13 protein-coding genes are annotated in these 13,793 nt (G+C 70.9%); 10 read left to right on the top strand and 3 right to left on the bottom strand.

The features are described from left to right. Positions 1-27 precede the first annotated feature (27 nt). Complete coding sequence (locus ACQEXA_RS22680; RefSeq protein ID WP_432931858.1) at positions 28-1,305, bottom strand: ATP-binding protein; 1,278 nt, start codon at positions 1,303-1,305, stop codon at positions 28-30. A gap of 284 nt (positions 1,306-1,589) precedes the next feature. Here ACQEXA_RS22680 and ACQEXA_RS22675 point away from each other — a divergent pair, with 284 nt between their 5' ends. The 3 genes from ACQEXA_RS22675 to ACQEXA_RS22665 are packed head-to-tail and all read left to right on the top strand — an operon-like array spanning position 1,590 to position 5,202. After that, on the top strand, positions 1,590-2,099 hold the full coding sequence (locus tag ACQEXA_RS22675) for a (2Fe-2S)-binding protein (RefSeq protein WP_360995704.1): 510 nt from the start codon (positions 1,590-1,592) through the stop codon (positions 2,097-2,099). Next, the gene (locus tag ACQEXA_RS22670; RefSeq protein ID WP_432931860.1) at positions 2,096-3,085 is read left to right on the top strand and encodes an FAD binding domain-containing protein; all 990 of its coding nucleotides are present in this window, start codon (positions 2,096-2,098) and stop codon (positions 3,083-3,085) included. Before ACQEXA_RS22675 ends, ACQEXA_RS22670 begins: the two co-directional genes overlap by 4 nt. After that, positions 3,082-5,202 carry a xanthine dehydrogenase family protein molybdopterin-binding subunit gene (locus ACQEXA_RS22665; protein WP_433130857.1) on the top strand — a complete coding sequence of 707 codons (2,121 nt, stop codon included), beginning with the start codon at positions 3,082-3,084 and terminating at the stop codon, positions 5,200-5,202. Before ACQEXA_RS22670 ends, ACQEXA_RS22665 begins: the two co-directional genes overlap by 4 nt. Positions 5,203-5,471: 269 nt before the next feature. On the opposite strand, the gene ACQEXA_RS22660 is transcribed toward ACQEXA_RS22665, so the two are convergent. Then, positions 5,472-6,554, bottom strand: a complete 1,083-nt coding sequence (locus ACQEXA_RS22660; protein WP_432931864.1) for a sulfite oxidase — start codon at positions 6,552-6,554, stop codon at positions 5,472-5,474. 162 nt (positions 6,555-6,716) lie between these two features. Here ACQEXA_RS22660 and ACQEXA_RS22655 point away from each other — a divergent pair, with 162 nt between their 5' ends. The 3 genes from ACQEXA_RS22655 to ACQEXA_RS22645 all read left to right on the top strand — a co-directional run bounded on the left by ACQEXA_RS22655 (position 6,717) and on the right by ACQEXA_RS22645 (position 7,775). Next, positions 6,717-6,890, top strand: a complete 174-nt coding sequence (locus ACQEXA_RS22655; protein WP_432931866.1) for a hypothetical protein — start codon at positions 6,717-6,719, stop codon at positions 6,888-6,890. A 4-nt stretch (positions 6,891-6,894) separates the two neighbouring features. Continuing rightward, the gene (locus ACQEXA_RS22650; protein ID WP_432931868.1) at positions 6,895-7,182 is read left to right on the top strand and encodes a DUF1905 domain-containing protein; all 288 of its coding nucleotides are present in this window, start codon (positions 6,895-6,897) and stop codon (positions 7,180-7,182) included. A 131-nt stretch (positions 7,183-7,313) separates the two neighbouring features. Beyond that, positions 7,314-7,775 (top strand): hypothetical protein, encoded by a 462-nt coding sequence (locus tag ACQEXA_RS22645; protein ID WP_432931870.1) that lies wholly within the window; start codon positions 7,314-7,316, stop codon positions 7,773-7,775. A gap of 65 nt (positions 7,776-7,840) precedes the next feature. Here ACQEXA_RS22645 and ACQEXA_RS22640 read toward each other — a convergent pair whose 3' ends face one another. After that, positions 7,841-8,020 (bottom strand): hypothetical protein, encoded by a 180-nt coding sequence (locus ACQEXA_RS22640; RefSeq protein WP_432931872.1) that lies wholly within the window; start codon positions 8,018-8,020, stop codon positions 7,841-7,843. A gap of 773 nt (positions 8,021-8,793) precedes the next feature. On the opposite strand from ACQEXA_RS22640, the gene ACQEXA_RS22635 reads away from it, so the two are divergent. The 4 genes from ACQEXA_RS22635 to ACQEXA_RS22620 all read left to right on the top strand — a co-directional run bounded on the left by ACQEXA_RS22635 (position 8,794) and on the right by ACQEXA_RS22620 (position 13,786). Continuing rightward, positions 8,794-9,231, top strand: coding sequence for a hypothetical protein (locus ACQEXA_RS22635; RefSeq protein ID WP_432931874.1), 438 nt, complete (start codon positions 8,794-8,796; stop codon positions 9,229-9,231). 130 nt (positions 9,232-9,361) lie between these two features. Further along, positions 9,362-11,098, top strand: coding sequence for a S8 family serine peptidase (locus tag ACQEXA_RS22630; RefSeq protein ID WP_432931876.1), 1,737 nt, complete (start codon positions 9,362-9,364; stop codon positions 11,096-11,098). Positions 11,099-11,519: 421 nt separating this feature from the next. After that, positions 11,520-12,152 (top strand): CBS domain-containing protein, encoded by a 633-nt coding sequence (locus tag ACQEXA_RS22625; RefSeq protein ID WP_360995723.1) that lies wholly within the window; start codon positions 11,520-11,522, stop codon positions 12,150-12,152. Between the two features lie 509 nt (positions 12,153-12,661). Continuing rightward, positions 12,662-13,786 carry a quinone oxidoreductase family protein gene (locus ACQEXA_RS22620; protein ID WP_433130855.1) on the top strand — a complete coding sequence of 375 codons (1,125 nt, stop codon included), beginning with the start codon at positions 12,662-12,664 and terminating at the stop codon, positions 13,784-13,786. Positions 13,787-13,793: the final 7 nt, after the last annotated feature.

Below are 13,793 nucleotides of genomic sequence, written 5' to 3'. Positions count from 1 at the left end.
GGTGTCAGTCGCGGTGTCAGACGCGCCTCACAGCCGGCTGTACTTCTCGATGTCCTCGGTGAACTCCTCGATCGCCCGCGCCGTGAGCGTCGGCCGGGTGTCCGCGATGGCGGCCATGTAGTCCTCGGTGGTGGCGGGTTCGCCCCGGCGATGCGTCACCTCGCGTTCGAACGCGGCCTGAGCACCCTTGCGGGCGGCGAACTCGATGTCGGCCGGGGTGAACAGCTCGCTGGCCGCCACCAGTCGGGGCAGCTCCACCGAGTGGAGAGCGCCCTTGACGTAGCGGGTCCAGATGGCGGCCCGCGCGGTGGGGTCCGGGGGCCCGATCGGGATGACGTAGTCGAACCTGCCCGGCCGCAGAAAGGCCGGGTCGAGGGAGCGCACCGAGTTGGTGGCGCACACCAGCAGGCGAGCGCCGCCCTCCCGGAACCGGGGGATGAGTTTGAGCAGCTCGTTGGTGACTCCGTGCCCCGGGTCGACCGCCTTCCCCGACCGCACGCCGGCGATCTCCTCCACCTCGTCGATGAAGAGCAGCACCGAGTCCAGCTCCGCCAGGTCCGCGAACACCTGCCGCAGTGCCACGGCCAGCCCCTCGCTCGTGTCGGCCGCGAGCCGGGACGGGAAGAGTTCGACGAACGGCCAGGTCAGCCGTGACGCCACCGCCATGGCGAAGCTGGTCTTCCCGGTTCCGGGCGGGCCGAAGAGGATGACCGCCTTCGGGGGCGCGACGCCGTAGCGGTCGGCAAGCGCCGGCTCCGTCAGCGGGAGCACCACCCGGCGCTCGACGACCTGCTTCTCCCGTTCCATGCCGGCCATGGCGTCCCAGAGCCCGTCGGCCAGCATGCGGCCGCCCAGCGCCCGCAGCACGTCGGCGTTGCCGGTCTCCTGCGGTTCGAGTTTCTCGTAGTAGGTCAGGCCGTCACGGGACAGATAGCCGGAGCGGTCCAGCGCCTTCGTCCCGGCGGCCCCGGCCGGCAGCAGGGCACTGATACGGCGCACGCCCATCGCCCGCAGCCGCCGTTCCAGCTCGGCCAGCAGGGCGCTGCCGATCCCGCGCTCGCGCCAGCGGGAGGCGAGCGCCACCAGCAGGATCCACGCCCGCTTGCCGTGTGGCTGCGCCACCGCCATGCCCACCAGTTCGTCGCCGACGACCGCGACCACCGCCATCTGACCGTTCTTGGCGGCGGCCATCACCTCGGAGACCGGGAAGACCGGTTGCTCGTCGGCCCCGCGGCTCTGGTCCCAGATCTCGATCGCCTGGTCAAGGTCGTCGTCGTGATAGTCACGCAGATACCATGCAGGCATCGCCACCACCTCGCCCGTGTCCGGATGTCCAATTTTCACCCGCCGAGTCGTGAGCTGCTTCTTCTGCCGGTTCGGTGGCTGCTCGTCCCGCCGGGCCCTGGGCTGCGGGTCGTGTCGAGCCGCGGGCGGCGCGCCCGTCAAAGAGCGACGGCACGGAACGGTGTGCCCGGACCTCCTGGTCCCTCTCGCGGCCCCTGCGAAGTTGCGGAGGGCAGGACTCTCGGAAAGACTCGATCACGCAGTGTTTGCCCGGATCCCGGCACATGGTGTTGGGGGTGTGCCCCGTGGACATGGAAATCACGTTGCGGGTCGACGGGCGGGAGCACCGGCTCGTCGTCGACACCCGCACAAGCCTGCTGGACGCCCTGCGCGAACGTCTTGGGATCACCAGCCCGAAGAAGGGCTGCGACCACGGGCAGTGCGGCGCCTGCACCGTTCTGCTGGACGGCCGCCGGGCCCTCGGCTGCCTGGCACTGGCGGTGGCGTACGAGGACACGGAGATCGTCACGGCCGCCGGTCTGGCCGACGGGGACGGTCTGCACCCCATGCAGCGCTCGTTCATCGAGCACGACGCGTTTCAGTGCGGCTACTGCACGCCGGGCCAGATCGTCTCGGCGGTCGGGATGCTGGCGGAGGCGCGGGCGGGCTGGCCGAGCGCGGTCAGCAGCGATCCGAACGCCGCCGAGGTCGACCTCGACGACGCCGAGATCGCCGAGCGGATGAGCGGCAACCTGTGCCGCTGCGGCGCCTATGCCAACATCCGCCCGGCTGTGGCGGATGTGGCGCGCCGATGAAGCCGTTCCGCTACCAGCGTGCCGACGACGTACCGGGGGCGGTCGGGATGCTCGCCCAGGCGCCGCACGGGGCGTTCCTGGCCGGCGACACCAACCTCGTCGACCTGATGAGACTGGGCGTGGCCACACCGGACCTGCTCGTCGACGTCCGGCGGCTGGCCTGCGACCGGATCGAGGAACTGCCCGACGGCACCCTGCGCATCGGCGCCACGGTGACCAACGGGGAACTGGCCGCCGACCGCCGGATCCGGCGGCGCTACCCGGTGCTCTCCCAGGCGCTGCTGTCGGGCGCCTCCGGGCAACTGCGCAACGTCGCCACCACCGGCGGGAACCTGCTGCAGCGCACGCGCTGCGTGTACTTCCAGGACCTCACCACCGGGTGCAACAAGCGCGAGCCCGGATCGGGCTGCCCGGCGCGGGACGGCCACCACCGCGAACTCGCGATCCTCGGCTGGTCCGAGGCGTGCGTCGCGACCCACCCCTCGGACATGGCCGTCGCACTGGCCGCGCTCGACGCGGTCGTGCGCACCCGCGGGCCGGACGGAGAGCGGACCGTCCCGCTGACCGAGCTGCACCGGCTGCCCGGTGACGAGCCCGAACGCGACACCGTTCTGCGGCACGGCGAACTGATCACGGCCGTGGACGTGCCGCCGCTCGCGTGGGCGGCCAGGTCCGCCTACCGCAAGGTCCGTGACCGCGCCTCGTACGCGTTCGCACTGGTCTCGGTCGCCGCCGCGGTCGACGTCGCCGACGGCGCCGTGCGCGATCTGCGCATCGCGCTGGGCGGTGTGGCGCACAAGCCGTGGCGGGCCACCACGGCCGAGCAGGTGCTGCGGGGCGCGCCCGCGACCGCCGAGCGCTTCCGGGTCGCCGCGGAGGCCGAACTGGCCGTCGCCCGGCCGCTGGCAGGCAACGCGTTCAAGGTCCCGCTCGCGCGCAACGTCCTCGTCGCCACCCTCCTCGACCTGGCGGACGTGCCGTCATGACCGTCCTCTCGCACGCCGTCGGTACACCGCTCGACCGCCTGGACGGACCGGACAAGGTCCGCGGCACCGCGACCTACGCCTTCGAGCACCCCCTCGACAGACCCGCCTATCTGTATCCGCTCCAGGCGACGATCGCCGCCGGACACGTCACCGGCATCGACGCCGCCGCCGCGCACGCCGAGCCGGGCGTACTGGCCGTGCTCACCCACCACAACGCCCCCCGGCTGGCCTGGGCCGACGACGCCGAACTGGCCGTCCTGCAGACCGACGAGATCGCCTACCGCGGCCAGATCGTCGGCGCCGTGATCGCCGAGACCCCCGAGATCGCCCGCCACGCCGCCCATCTGGTCCGCCTGGACTGTGCGGAGCGGGCGCACGACGTCGAACTGCGGTCCGACCGCGACGACCTCTACAAGCCGCAGCACGCGGCCTTGTTCGGCCAGGGCGGCGGGGACCTCATGGACGGGCCACCGGCCGACAGCGCCATGGGGGAGGTCGACGCCGCTCTGGCGGCGGCGGAGGTCACGCTGGACGCGACGTACACCACGCCGATGAACTTCCACAACCCGATGGAGCCGCACACCGCCGTGGCCGCCTGGAACGACGACGAACTCACGGTCTACTGCTCCACGCAGGGCGTGACCATGAGCCGGGATCTGCTGGCCGCCGTGCTGGGACTCGAGCCGCAGCGGGTCCATGTGGTCTCCTCGCACGTCGGAGGCGCCTTCGGGTCGAAGGTCTACTGCCATGCGTACGCCGTCCTCGCCGCGATGGCCGCTCAGTTCGTGCGCCGGCCCGTCAAGTTCGCCCTCACCCGCCGGCAGATGTTCTCCCTGGTGGGCTACCGGCCCGCCACCATCCAGCGCATCCGGCTCGGCGCCGACACCAGGGGGCATCTCACCGCGATCGCCCACGACGTGATCGCGCAGACCACCAAGGCCAAGGGCTACGCCGAGCAGGTCGCGGTGTGCACCCGGGTCATGTATGCCGCGCCCCACCGGCGCACCACCCACCGGCTGGCGCCCCTGGACCTGCCGGTGCCGACGATCATGCGGGCGCCGGGTGACGCCGAGGGCATGTTCGCGCTGGAGTCGGCCATGGACGAGATGGCCGCCACCTGCGGCCTGGACCCCGTCGAGTTCCGGATCCGCAACGAGCCCGCCGTCGACCCCGAGACCGGCCGGTCGTTCTCCAGTCGCCATCTGGTGGCCTGCCTGCGCGACGGCGCCCGCCGGTTCGGGTGGCAGGGGCGCAACTTCTTCCCCCGGGCGCGGCGCGACCGGGGTTGGCTGGTCGGGACGGGTGTGGCCGCCTCGACCTACCCCTCACCCCGCTTCCCGGGGAACGTCACGACGATCCGCGTCGGCCCCGACGGGCACTTCACGGTGCTGATCGCCGCCGCCGACCTCGGCACCGGCACCTGGACGGCGCTCACCCAGATCGCCGCGGACGCGCTGGGCGTGACCGTCGACGACGTGGAACTGCGGATCGGGGACGCGGAGTTGCCGCGCGCTTCGCCCGCCGGCAGCTCGTCCGGGATCAACAGCTGGGGCACCTCCATCGTCGAGACGGCCCGCAGGCTGCCTGCGCTCCTGGAGTTCCAGCACGGCGGCGTCGTTCCGCAGCAGGGGCTGGAGGCCACCGCCGACATGCCCGACAACCCTGACGCCGCGCGCTATGCCATGCACAGCTTCGGAGCCCAGTTCGCCGAGGTCCGGGTGCACGCCGACACCGGCGAGGTACGGGTCCCGCGGCTGCTCGGGGTCTTCGACGCGGGCCGGGTGATCAACCCCAAGACCTGCCGCTCGCAGCTGCTCGGGGGCATGACCATGGGCCTGTCCATGGCCCTGCACGAACAGGGCGTGGTCGACCCGCGGTTCGGACACGTGGTCAACCAGGACTTCGCCGAGTACCACATCGCCTCCAACGCCGACGTCGACTCGATGGAGGCCTACTGGGTGGACACGGAGGACCCGTACACCAACCCGATGGGGGCCAAGGGCGTCGGCGAGGTCTGCATCGTCGGCACCGCCGCGGCGATCGCCAACGCCGTGCACCACGCGACCGGCATCCGGGTCCGGGACCTGCCGATCACCCTGGACAAGCTGCTGCAGTAGGGCTCCGCCGAAGGAACACGGCACAGAGATGGACCAGTTCGACCACGTCGTGGCCGCCGCGGGCAGCGCCGGCTGACGGACTGCGCATCGCGGACGCCTCGGTGACGCCTGCCCTTCCCGGCGCCAACGCCGAGGCCATGGTCCACGCGATCGCCGAACGGGCGGCGGACCTGCTGCGCGGCCGGCGGTAGGAGCCCCCGGACCTGGCCCTCGGTGCGTGCCGGGCCTGTGCCGGCCGTTGGGCCCCGCCGCTCCACCGAAGCGTCCGGTCAGGGACGGCAGGTGATGTGCAGATGGGCCGCGGCGTTGTTGGCGTACCCCCGGGGGTTCCACACGGTCGTGGGGGATTCGGCCTGCACGGCTGCGGTGGAGTCCCAGGCGCGGGCGATGAGTTCGACCTCGCCCGGGGGCAGGGTGAGCGTGACGCGCCAGTGCTGCCAGGTCCAGGGATTCTCCGGCGGGTCGAGATCCGCGTGGAGCCAGGTGCTGCCGTGGTCGGCGGAGACATCCACGCGTGCCACGGTCCGGTCGTCCCCGGCGAAGGCGAACCCGCTGACCTCGGTCGGTCCGGAGTCCAGGTGGGCGTCCTTGCCGGGCCGCAGAACGGCGCAGTGGATGGCGATCGGGCCGAGGGTGATGCCGTCGCCCGGTCCGGCCGCCTCGGGGTCGGCCTCGGGGGGCAGGATGCTGTATTCGGTCTGGAAGTAGTTGTCTGTCGGTTCTGCCCGTGCGCTGATGCGCTCGAGCCATTTGACGCTCCGGGCGCCGATCCAGCCCGGGACGACCACGCGCAAGGGTGCGCCGTGCGCGACGGGCAGCTCCTGGTCGTTCATGGCCCAGGCCAGAAGCACCTCGCCGGAGGTCGCCTTGGCCACCGGTATGGAGCCGCCGAAGGGCTGGGGCGGGTCGGCCTGCTGCGACACGTCGGCGCCGGTGAAGGCGATGTGGGCCGCTTCCGGCCGCACTCCCGCCCTGGCCAGCACATCTGCCAGGCTCACCCCGCTCCATCTCGCCGTGGAGATGGCCCCGGGGCCCCAGGGGACCTGGCCGGGTATGTCGCGGACCTCGATGAGATCGGCGCGGCGGTTGCCCGCACACTGCAGTGTCGCCACCACCGTCCGCTCGGGGAAGCCACGCAGATCGTCCGTCGACAACTCCAACGGACGATCGACCAGGCCTTCCACGCGCAGCCGCCAGCTCTCGGAGTCGATGCGGGGGATCGGCGCGTGGTTGCGGCCGTAGAAGGTGTCCAGGGGGGTGATCTGGGCTTTGAGGGCGCCAGGAGGTGCCTCGGCGTTGTAGGGCTCGTCCTGGTGCACGAGCATGTCGTCGCGTTTATTCCATATGCCCATAAGCCCCATGGTGGTCGCTTCAGTCCGAATCGTCCTCCGGACGGTCATGCGGGCAACGAGCAGGACGCCCCGGTCGGGGTCCCACGACAGGGAGAGCCGTACAACCGTGACGCCCGCCCGTCGTTCGACGAGACGCTAGCCTTGCGGCTGGAGGCGATGGCGATGATCCGGCGCGTGGTCGACGGTCTGACCGAGCCGCTCGTGGGTCCCGGTAGGCCGAATGAGGGTGAGACCACCTTCCCACTCCGCGGGTGCCTGCTGGTCGACCTCAACGAGGAGTGGTGGCACCGCATGTACGCCGAGCGTGACTCGGCGGTCCTCGAGGAACGGGGCTGACGTCGTGGATCTCGTCTTCACCGGCCGGGTGATCGAATGGCGCGGGCCGTCTCCGTACCACTTCGTGCCTGTGCCCGCCGAGGAGTCCGCCGACATCCGCGAGGTGGCTGCGATGGCCACGTACGGCTGGGGCGTGATCCCGGTCAGGGCCCGGATCGGTGAGGTCGTGTTCGAAACGTCTCTCTTCCCGAAGGACGGCGGCTACCTGCTGCCCCTCAAAGACGCCGTACGCCGGCCGCAAGGCCTCGCGACAGGCGATGACGTGACCGTGGAGATGACCGTCCGTCTCTAGGCCCGGGCAGCCGGTGCGGCGGCACCAGACCCGCACCCCGGCCACGGAAAGGGCCTTTGCGGGCAAGCAGCCGAGGGGCCGATCCGCCGGCCGAACCCATGGATCACCGGCGGCTTGCCTTCCCTGGCAGGATGACCGGAATGGAGATCATCCCGGAACTCGGCGTCGACCTCGTCAAGATCGGTGATCAACGCTCGCAGGTCGAAGAGCGCATCGGTCCGCCGTTTCACGGCCCCGGCGGCCTGCGGGCCGTCTACACGACCTCACCCATGCTGGTGATCACATATACGGCGGACGAGACGGTCGAACTCGTGGAGATCCGCTGCAGCGGCGATGGCAGCGACACCGAAGTGCACTATGACGGGGTCCAGTTGACCCATCGCTTCCTGGATGACGTCGTCGCGGAACTCCACGCCCTGGGGTACACGAGCACGCCCTCAGACATCGGCCACGACTTCCACGCAGGCTTCTCCGTGTGGTCCATGCACTCACTGTGGGCACGCGACATCGACCCTGAAGCCGACGAGGACGACGAACGCGCGGTCTCGGAAGCGGTCTCGGTGGCGCCGTATGCCTACTTCAACGGGGGATAGGCCGAGGCCACGGAGAAGGGCGTGCTCGCCGCCACCCGCCGGAAAGACCGTTCACCTCCGAGCGGTCACTTGCCCTGATTCAGCGAGTTGTTGACGGCTGCTGTCAATTGGAGCCAGGTCGGATCTGTCGCCGTTGCGGTGTTCACCGTTGCCAGGTCGTCCGGCTCCCAGGCCCGGACCCCGTCGGTGACGACGAGGTGCGTCTCCAGGTCGCCGCCCTCGGGAACGTCGGAGGTGGCGTCCAAGAAAGCCGTGACCGTGGCCCTCGACGCGTCGCCGTCCGTGGGCCGGGCCTTCACGGAGCCGGTGCGCGTACCACAGTCTCCACAACGGTCACCGTGACACCGTAGTTGAAGCCGAGCCGCGCCGATCAGGGTCGACCTGCGCGCACCACGGAGGCGGACGCCTGCCTGTCGTGCTCGCCGAGCGGTCGGCAGCTCGCCGGGGCCGCACCGAACGGGCACGACACACGGGTGCCGCCCGGGTCCGCAACGACCGGCCGGTTCTCGTGCGGCCGCGGCCGACGTGGCGCCGGTGCCTTTCAGTGAGGGCGTCCGGGGTGTCGGCATGGGCGATGCGGGGGGCGCGTTCGGGCGGGCGGCCGCGTATGTCGTCGAGCGCGCACGGGACTTGGTGAGGACGTGGCACTGGTGGCCACCCTGGGGGAGTCCAGGCGCGCCAGGGGTGTGCGGGTGGGGTCCCTCGGCACTCGCCGGGCGCAGCCGCCTCAGGGCGGCCGGTGATCTTCGCTCGGATGGCGGCGCGTTCCCGTCGCGGCGAGCGCCGGCCTCTGGACGAGCCCCGGGTTCGACGGTGATGTCGCCGCCCAGGCTGCCGGGCGGATCGCGCGCGGTGCGAGCCCGCGATCCGGTCGCGATCCCCTTCCGCCCGGGTGGCATCCGATTGCGGCCGGGCCGATGCCAACTTAGCTTCGGGGTGTCGGAATCTCCCGATAAGTACGCATAGGTTCCTATGTTTGCTTTCCCGTGATGCATCGAACGGAGCATCCATGTCGGTGATGACCGGTACACAACCCATCCAGCAGCAGTTCGGCCAGCAGATGGCCGGAGGACAGCAACAGATCGCACAGATCGTCCAGCAGGCGATCCAGCAGGCGTGCCAGCAGGCCAGCCAGCAGGTGGCGCAGCGCATGCAGCAGACGCTGCAGCAGATCCAGCAGGTCCAGCAGCAGCTCCAGCAGCAGGGCATGTCGCAGCAGGCGCATCCGTATCTCGCGCTGGCGCTGCACCACACGCTGCACGCGGGCGTCCGCAGCGCGGTGGAGCAGTCCGTGCAGCAGGCGCTGCCGACGGCGATCGTGACGCTGCTCCAGCAGAGTCAGCAGGGCCAGCAGGGCCAGCAGCAGTGGGGCGGCGGCTTCGGCCAGCAGATCCCGCAGTACCAGCAGCCCGGCTTCGGCTTCGGGCAGATGGGCCAGCCCTTCGGTATCGGCTGACCCCAGGGCGGAGCGCGATGCGGTGTGTCCCGGACTGGTTCCCGGGCACACCGCATCACCGTGGAAGCGCGAGCCGCCGTCGCCGGATGAGGAGCACAAGTACGACGTAGGCGTGGTGAAGGTGGACGTAATGGTCAAAGAAAGGCCCGGAAACAACCGTGAGAACGGGTCCGGGGGTGCGGCGGCGAGTGGGCCGGGACCCGGGGGCAAGGAAGCGGGACCACGCAAGAAGGGCGCGCACTCACCGCTCTCGGTGCGGCCGCGTCGCGAACGGTACATGGTCACGCCGCTGCCGCAGAGCCTGCTTCCGCCGGGGGTTCCCGAACTGAGCATGGACGCGGTCTGCGACCGGCTCGACCGGATGCCCGAGGTCAAGGTGACCCGCAGGCTCCGGCCGTCGGAAAAGCTCCAGTCGACCGGACTGCAGCCCTTCTGCCCGGAGATCGCGGTCGTCGAGGCGGCCGAGGCCCAGGTGCCGGCGATGCGGTCGCTGCATGTGCACATCGAACCGGACCTGCCGCTGTCCGTGGCCGGGCCCGTCGCCGCGCCGGCCGCCGGAGCCGTGCCGCTGCGTGATCCGGGGCTGGTGATGCCCCTGGAACAACCCGTGGACATCACGTTGCGCGTCTGCGGCCCCGGCGGCGAACCGCTGGCGGGTGCGGGGGTGTTCCTGATCGGCGCGACATGGCCGGCCCAGGGCATCACCGGGGCCGACGGGACGGCCACCATCACCCTGGCGACGGAATCCGAACACTCCGTCGAGTCCCTCTACATCCGGCCCAAGGACGGCTACACGGACCGCTGGATCCATCGGCCCGACCTGTCGGCGACCGAGGAGAACGTCGTCGCCCTCACCCCGCTCGCCAAGGTGTACCCGGAGCTGGAGCAGCGCCAGCAGTACGGCTGGGGCCAGCAGGCCATGCGGCTGGACCCGCTGCCCCCCACCTTCCGCGCCTTCGGTGTCAAGATCGCGCTCATCGGTTCGGGTGTCAGCGCCGAGCACCCCGATCTGAAGCAGCGGGTGCGTTCCGGGATGGATCTCGTGCACGGCACGGACGAGGGCTGGGCGAAGGACGAGGTGGGCACCGGTACGCATGCGGCGGGCGTCATCGCCGGGGCGGACACCGGCAAGGGCGTCATCGGCATCGCGGTCGATGCCGAGATCGACGTCTGCAAGGTGATGCCCGACGGGCACTTCAGCGACCTGATCGCCGCCCTGGACCACTGCATCGACCGTGAGGTCGACATCGCCCACATCGCGGTGGCGACCCCGTACTCCTCGGCGCTGGTCTCCCGCAAACTCGCCGACGCCGGCGCGGTGGGCATCGCCTGCATCGCCCCCGCGGGCGACACCGGCGGTCCGGTCACCTTTCCGGGCTCGCTGCCCACCGTGTTCACCGTGGGCGCGCTGGGAGTCTTCGGCTCGTACCCGCAGGACACCTCCCAAGCCACGCATTCGGGGCCCCAGTTGACACCGGAAGGGCTCTTCGTCGCGCCGTTCAGCTGCTACGGCCCCGGGGTCGACGCGGCCGCACCCGGTGTGGCGGTCCTGTCGTGCGCACCGCACGGTGGATACGCGGCGCTCGACGGCACCGGCACGGCCTCGGCTCACATCGTGGGTCTGGCCGCCCTCGTTCTCGCTCACCACGAGGACTTCCACGGACAGCTACTGCCCCGTGGCCCCGGCCGGGTACAGCACTTGTTCGAGATCATCGCCGCCAGCTGCCGACAGCTCGCCGTCCTCGGCACGGTGGAGGCGGCCCGCGTCGGCCGCGGCCTGCCCGACGCCCTTGTCGCCCTGGGTCTGGCCCCTGGGGTACAGCTGGCCCCGGCCCTGTCGCCGTACGTCCTGTCCCTGGCGGGTTAGCCCCTCCCGCCCCGGCGCACACAACGGCACCCCTCGGACGAGGGGTGCCGTTCGGCGTGCGACTCCCGCGCGCTCGGCCGCACTCTCGGGTGTGAGGGCGTCTGCCCCGCCTGGCCGGGCTGGACGCACTCTCGGGTGTGAGGGCGTCTGCCCCGCCTGGCCGGGCTGGACGCACTCTCGGGTGTGAGGGCGTCTGCCCCGCCTGGTCGATCCGGACGCACTCTCGGGTGTGAGGGTGCCTGCCCCGCCTGGTCGATCCGGACGCACTCTCGGGCGTGAGGGCGTCTGCCCCGCCTCGCCGGGCTGGACGTCACTGGTCGCGGGGGCGGGACGGTGCTGTCATGGATAGGGGAGGCGGCGTGGACGAGCGGCCGCGAAGGCCGGGCCGCCGCCCCGAGGCGAAGCGGAGGAGGACGATGTCATGCTGCACCGCCGCACGGTCGGTGACGTGATGACCAAGGACGTCATCACCGTCCGCCCCACCACCCCCTTTCACGAGATCGCCGCCCTGCTGGACGCGAACGACATCGCCGCGGCCCCCGTCATCGACGACGAAGGTGTCCCCATTGGTGTCGTGTCCGCGTCCGACGTGCTGCGGCACGAGACCGGCATGCCCGATCCGCAGGGGCTGGACGGGGACGACGAGCGCGCCTGGAGCAAGGCCCGGGCCCGGACCGCGAGCGCGCTCATGAGCAGCCCCGTCTTCACCGCGGATCCCGACTGGACGATCCCCCGGGCCGTGCGGGAACTGCGCGGGCGGCACGTCAAGCAGCTGCCGGTCGTCGGTGACGACGGGCTCCTCATCGGCATCGTCAGCCGCAGCGACCTGCTGGACACCTTCATCCGCTCCGACGACGAGATCCGCGGTGAGGTCGAGCGGGACGTCCTGCGGCGCATCCTCGGTCTGGACGAGGGCATCGTGGAGGTCGAGGTCCAGGACGGTGCCATCACCCTGTGGGGTCACGTCCCGGAATCGCGTCTCGTGCCCGTGGTCGTGGGCCTGTGCCAGGGGGTCGACGGTGTCGTCGCCGTGGACACCCACTTGGCCGACTAGCCGGTGGTGACGTGCCTGATCATTCGACGCCCTTGAGGCGGGGAACCGATCGAGGACCCCGACCGGCGCACTCACCGCGGTGGCGTCCTCGGCCGCGGACGGCGACGGCAAGCGCGAGGCGTCGCCGGATGGGGCAGCACGGGGCCGCAGCGGCGGCCGGGATCCGTCGGGAGACCCGGCGTCGGCGCTGCGGCGGGCGATGTCCGCTGAGCGTGCCGAAGGCCTCCCCGGTACATACTCTGGTGACGTTGAGGTGCGCGTTTCGTCCTGCCTCCCGAGGGAGGTTGTGATCGCCTCCAACGAGGGGCGAACGCGCAGGTCCGAGCCGCAGCCGGGCCGGTCGAGCGGGTCGTCGCGAAGAGATTCCCGCTCGAGTCCGCGGCGGAGGCCCTGCAGCATCTTGCGGAGGGCCGGCCGTTCGGCCGGGTGCTCCTCGAGATCCCACGCGAAATCGCCCCGGTCCTGCCGGTGCCGTCGCGGCCGGGCGTGTCATCGGATGGAAGCGAAACATGGAGCAGACTCCGACGATCCCCGAGACGTTTCTCGGTGTCGGTTACACAAGGGACCGGGCCGGGCTGCCGCTCGAGGCGGTGCGTGTTCCCGTCCCGCAGCCGGGTGCCGACCAGGTTCTGATCCGCGTCGCCGCCTCGTCGCTCAACCCGCTGGAGTACAAGCTGGCCGACCTCAATTTCATGGGGCGGACGCCTCCCGTCGCTCTCGGTCTCGACCTCGCGGGGGTGGTGGTCGCCGTGGGCGATGGAGTGAGCGACGTAGCCGTCGGCGACGCGGTGGCCGGTCTGGCCGATCTGAACGGCAATGGCGGTTGGGCAGCGACGGACGGGAGCGGAAGCGAAGGCGGCTATGCCGTCGCCAGCCGATTCCTCACCGCCCGCAAGCCGCCGTCCCTGAGCTTCCGCGATGCGGCGGCGCTTCCGATGGCCTTCCTGTCCGCTTTCGCGAGTCTCTACCAGGCCGTCCACGTCGGTGAGTCGGTCTATGTCCCAGGAGGTGGCGGTGGCGTCGGGCACCTCGCCGTGCAGATGGCGGTGCGTGCCCTGGGCGCGGGACTGGTCATCAGCAGCGGCAGCACGCCGCAATCAATGGAGCTGGCCCGGCAATCCGGAGCCCAACACGTATTCGACTACAAGCGCGACGACGTCCCGGCCGAAATCGCGAAGCTGACAGGCAGTCAAGGCGTCGACCTCGTCTTCGACGCCACCTACAGCGAGCGGGGCTTTGTCGAGACCGCGAAAACCGTCCGGCGGGACGGCAGTTGGATCGTGCTCGGCGTCGGCCCCGGCAAGACGACACGCTTGGTCGAAACGGACAGCCCGGTGGACGCCATCCTGGCCGAGCGCGGCGCCAAGCATGTCAACGTCAATTTGCTGCGGTACTTCTCCGAACCCGCCACGCTCGACAGCGAGGCGCGTGATCTTCTCCAGCGCGGGATGGCTCTGGCAATGGAGTGGGCGGAGCAGGGAATTGTGGTCCCGCACATCAGCCAGACCATCGACAGCACCGTGGAGGCGATCAGCACGGGACTGCAGTCGCTCAAGGCCGGCCACGGCACGGTGGGCAAGGTGGCGGTGATCGTGGATCGCGATCTGGCCGGGGGGCCGGATTCTGGTTTCTGACCTGGTT

It is taken from the genome of Streptomyces sp. CA-106110, assembly GCF_050936285.1.
Classification (GTDB): domain Bacteria; phylum Actinomycetota; class Actinomycetes; order Streptomycetales; family Streptomycetaceae; genus Streptomyces.
Note: the sequence above shows the minus strand (reverse complement) of the source record. Positions and strands in the feature narration are given on the sequence as shown.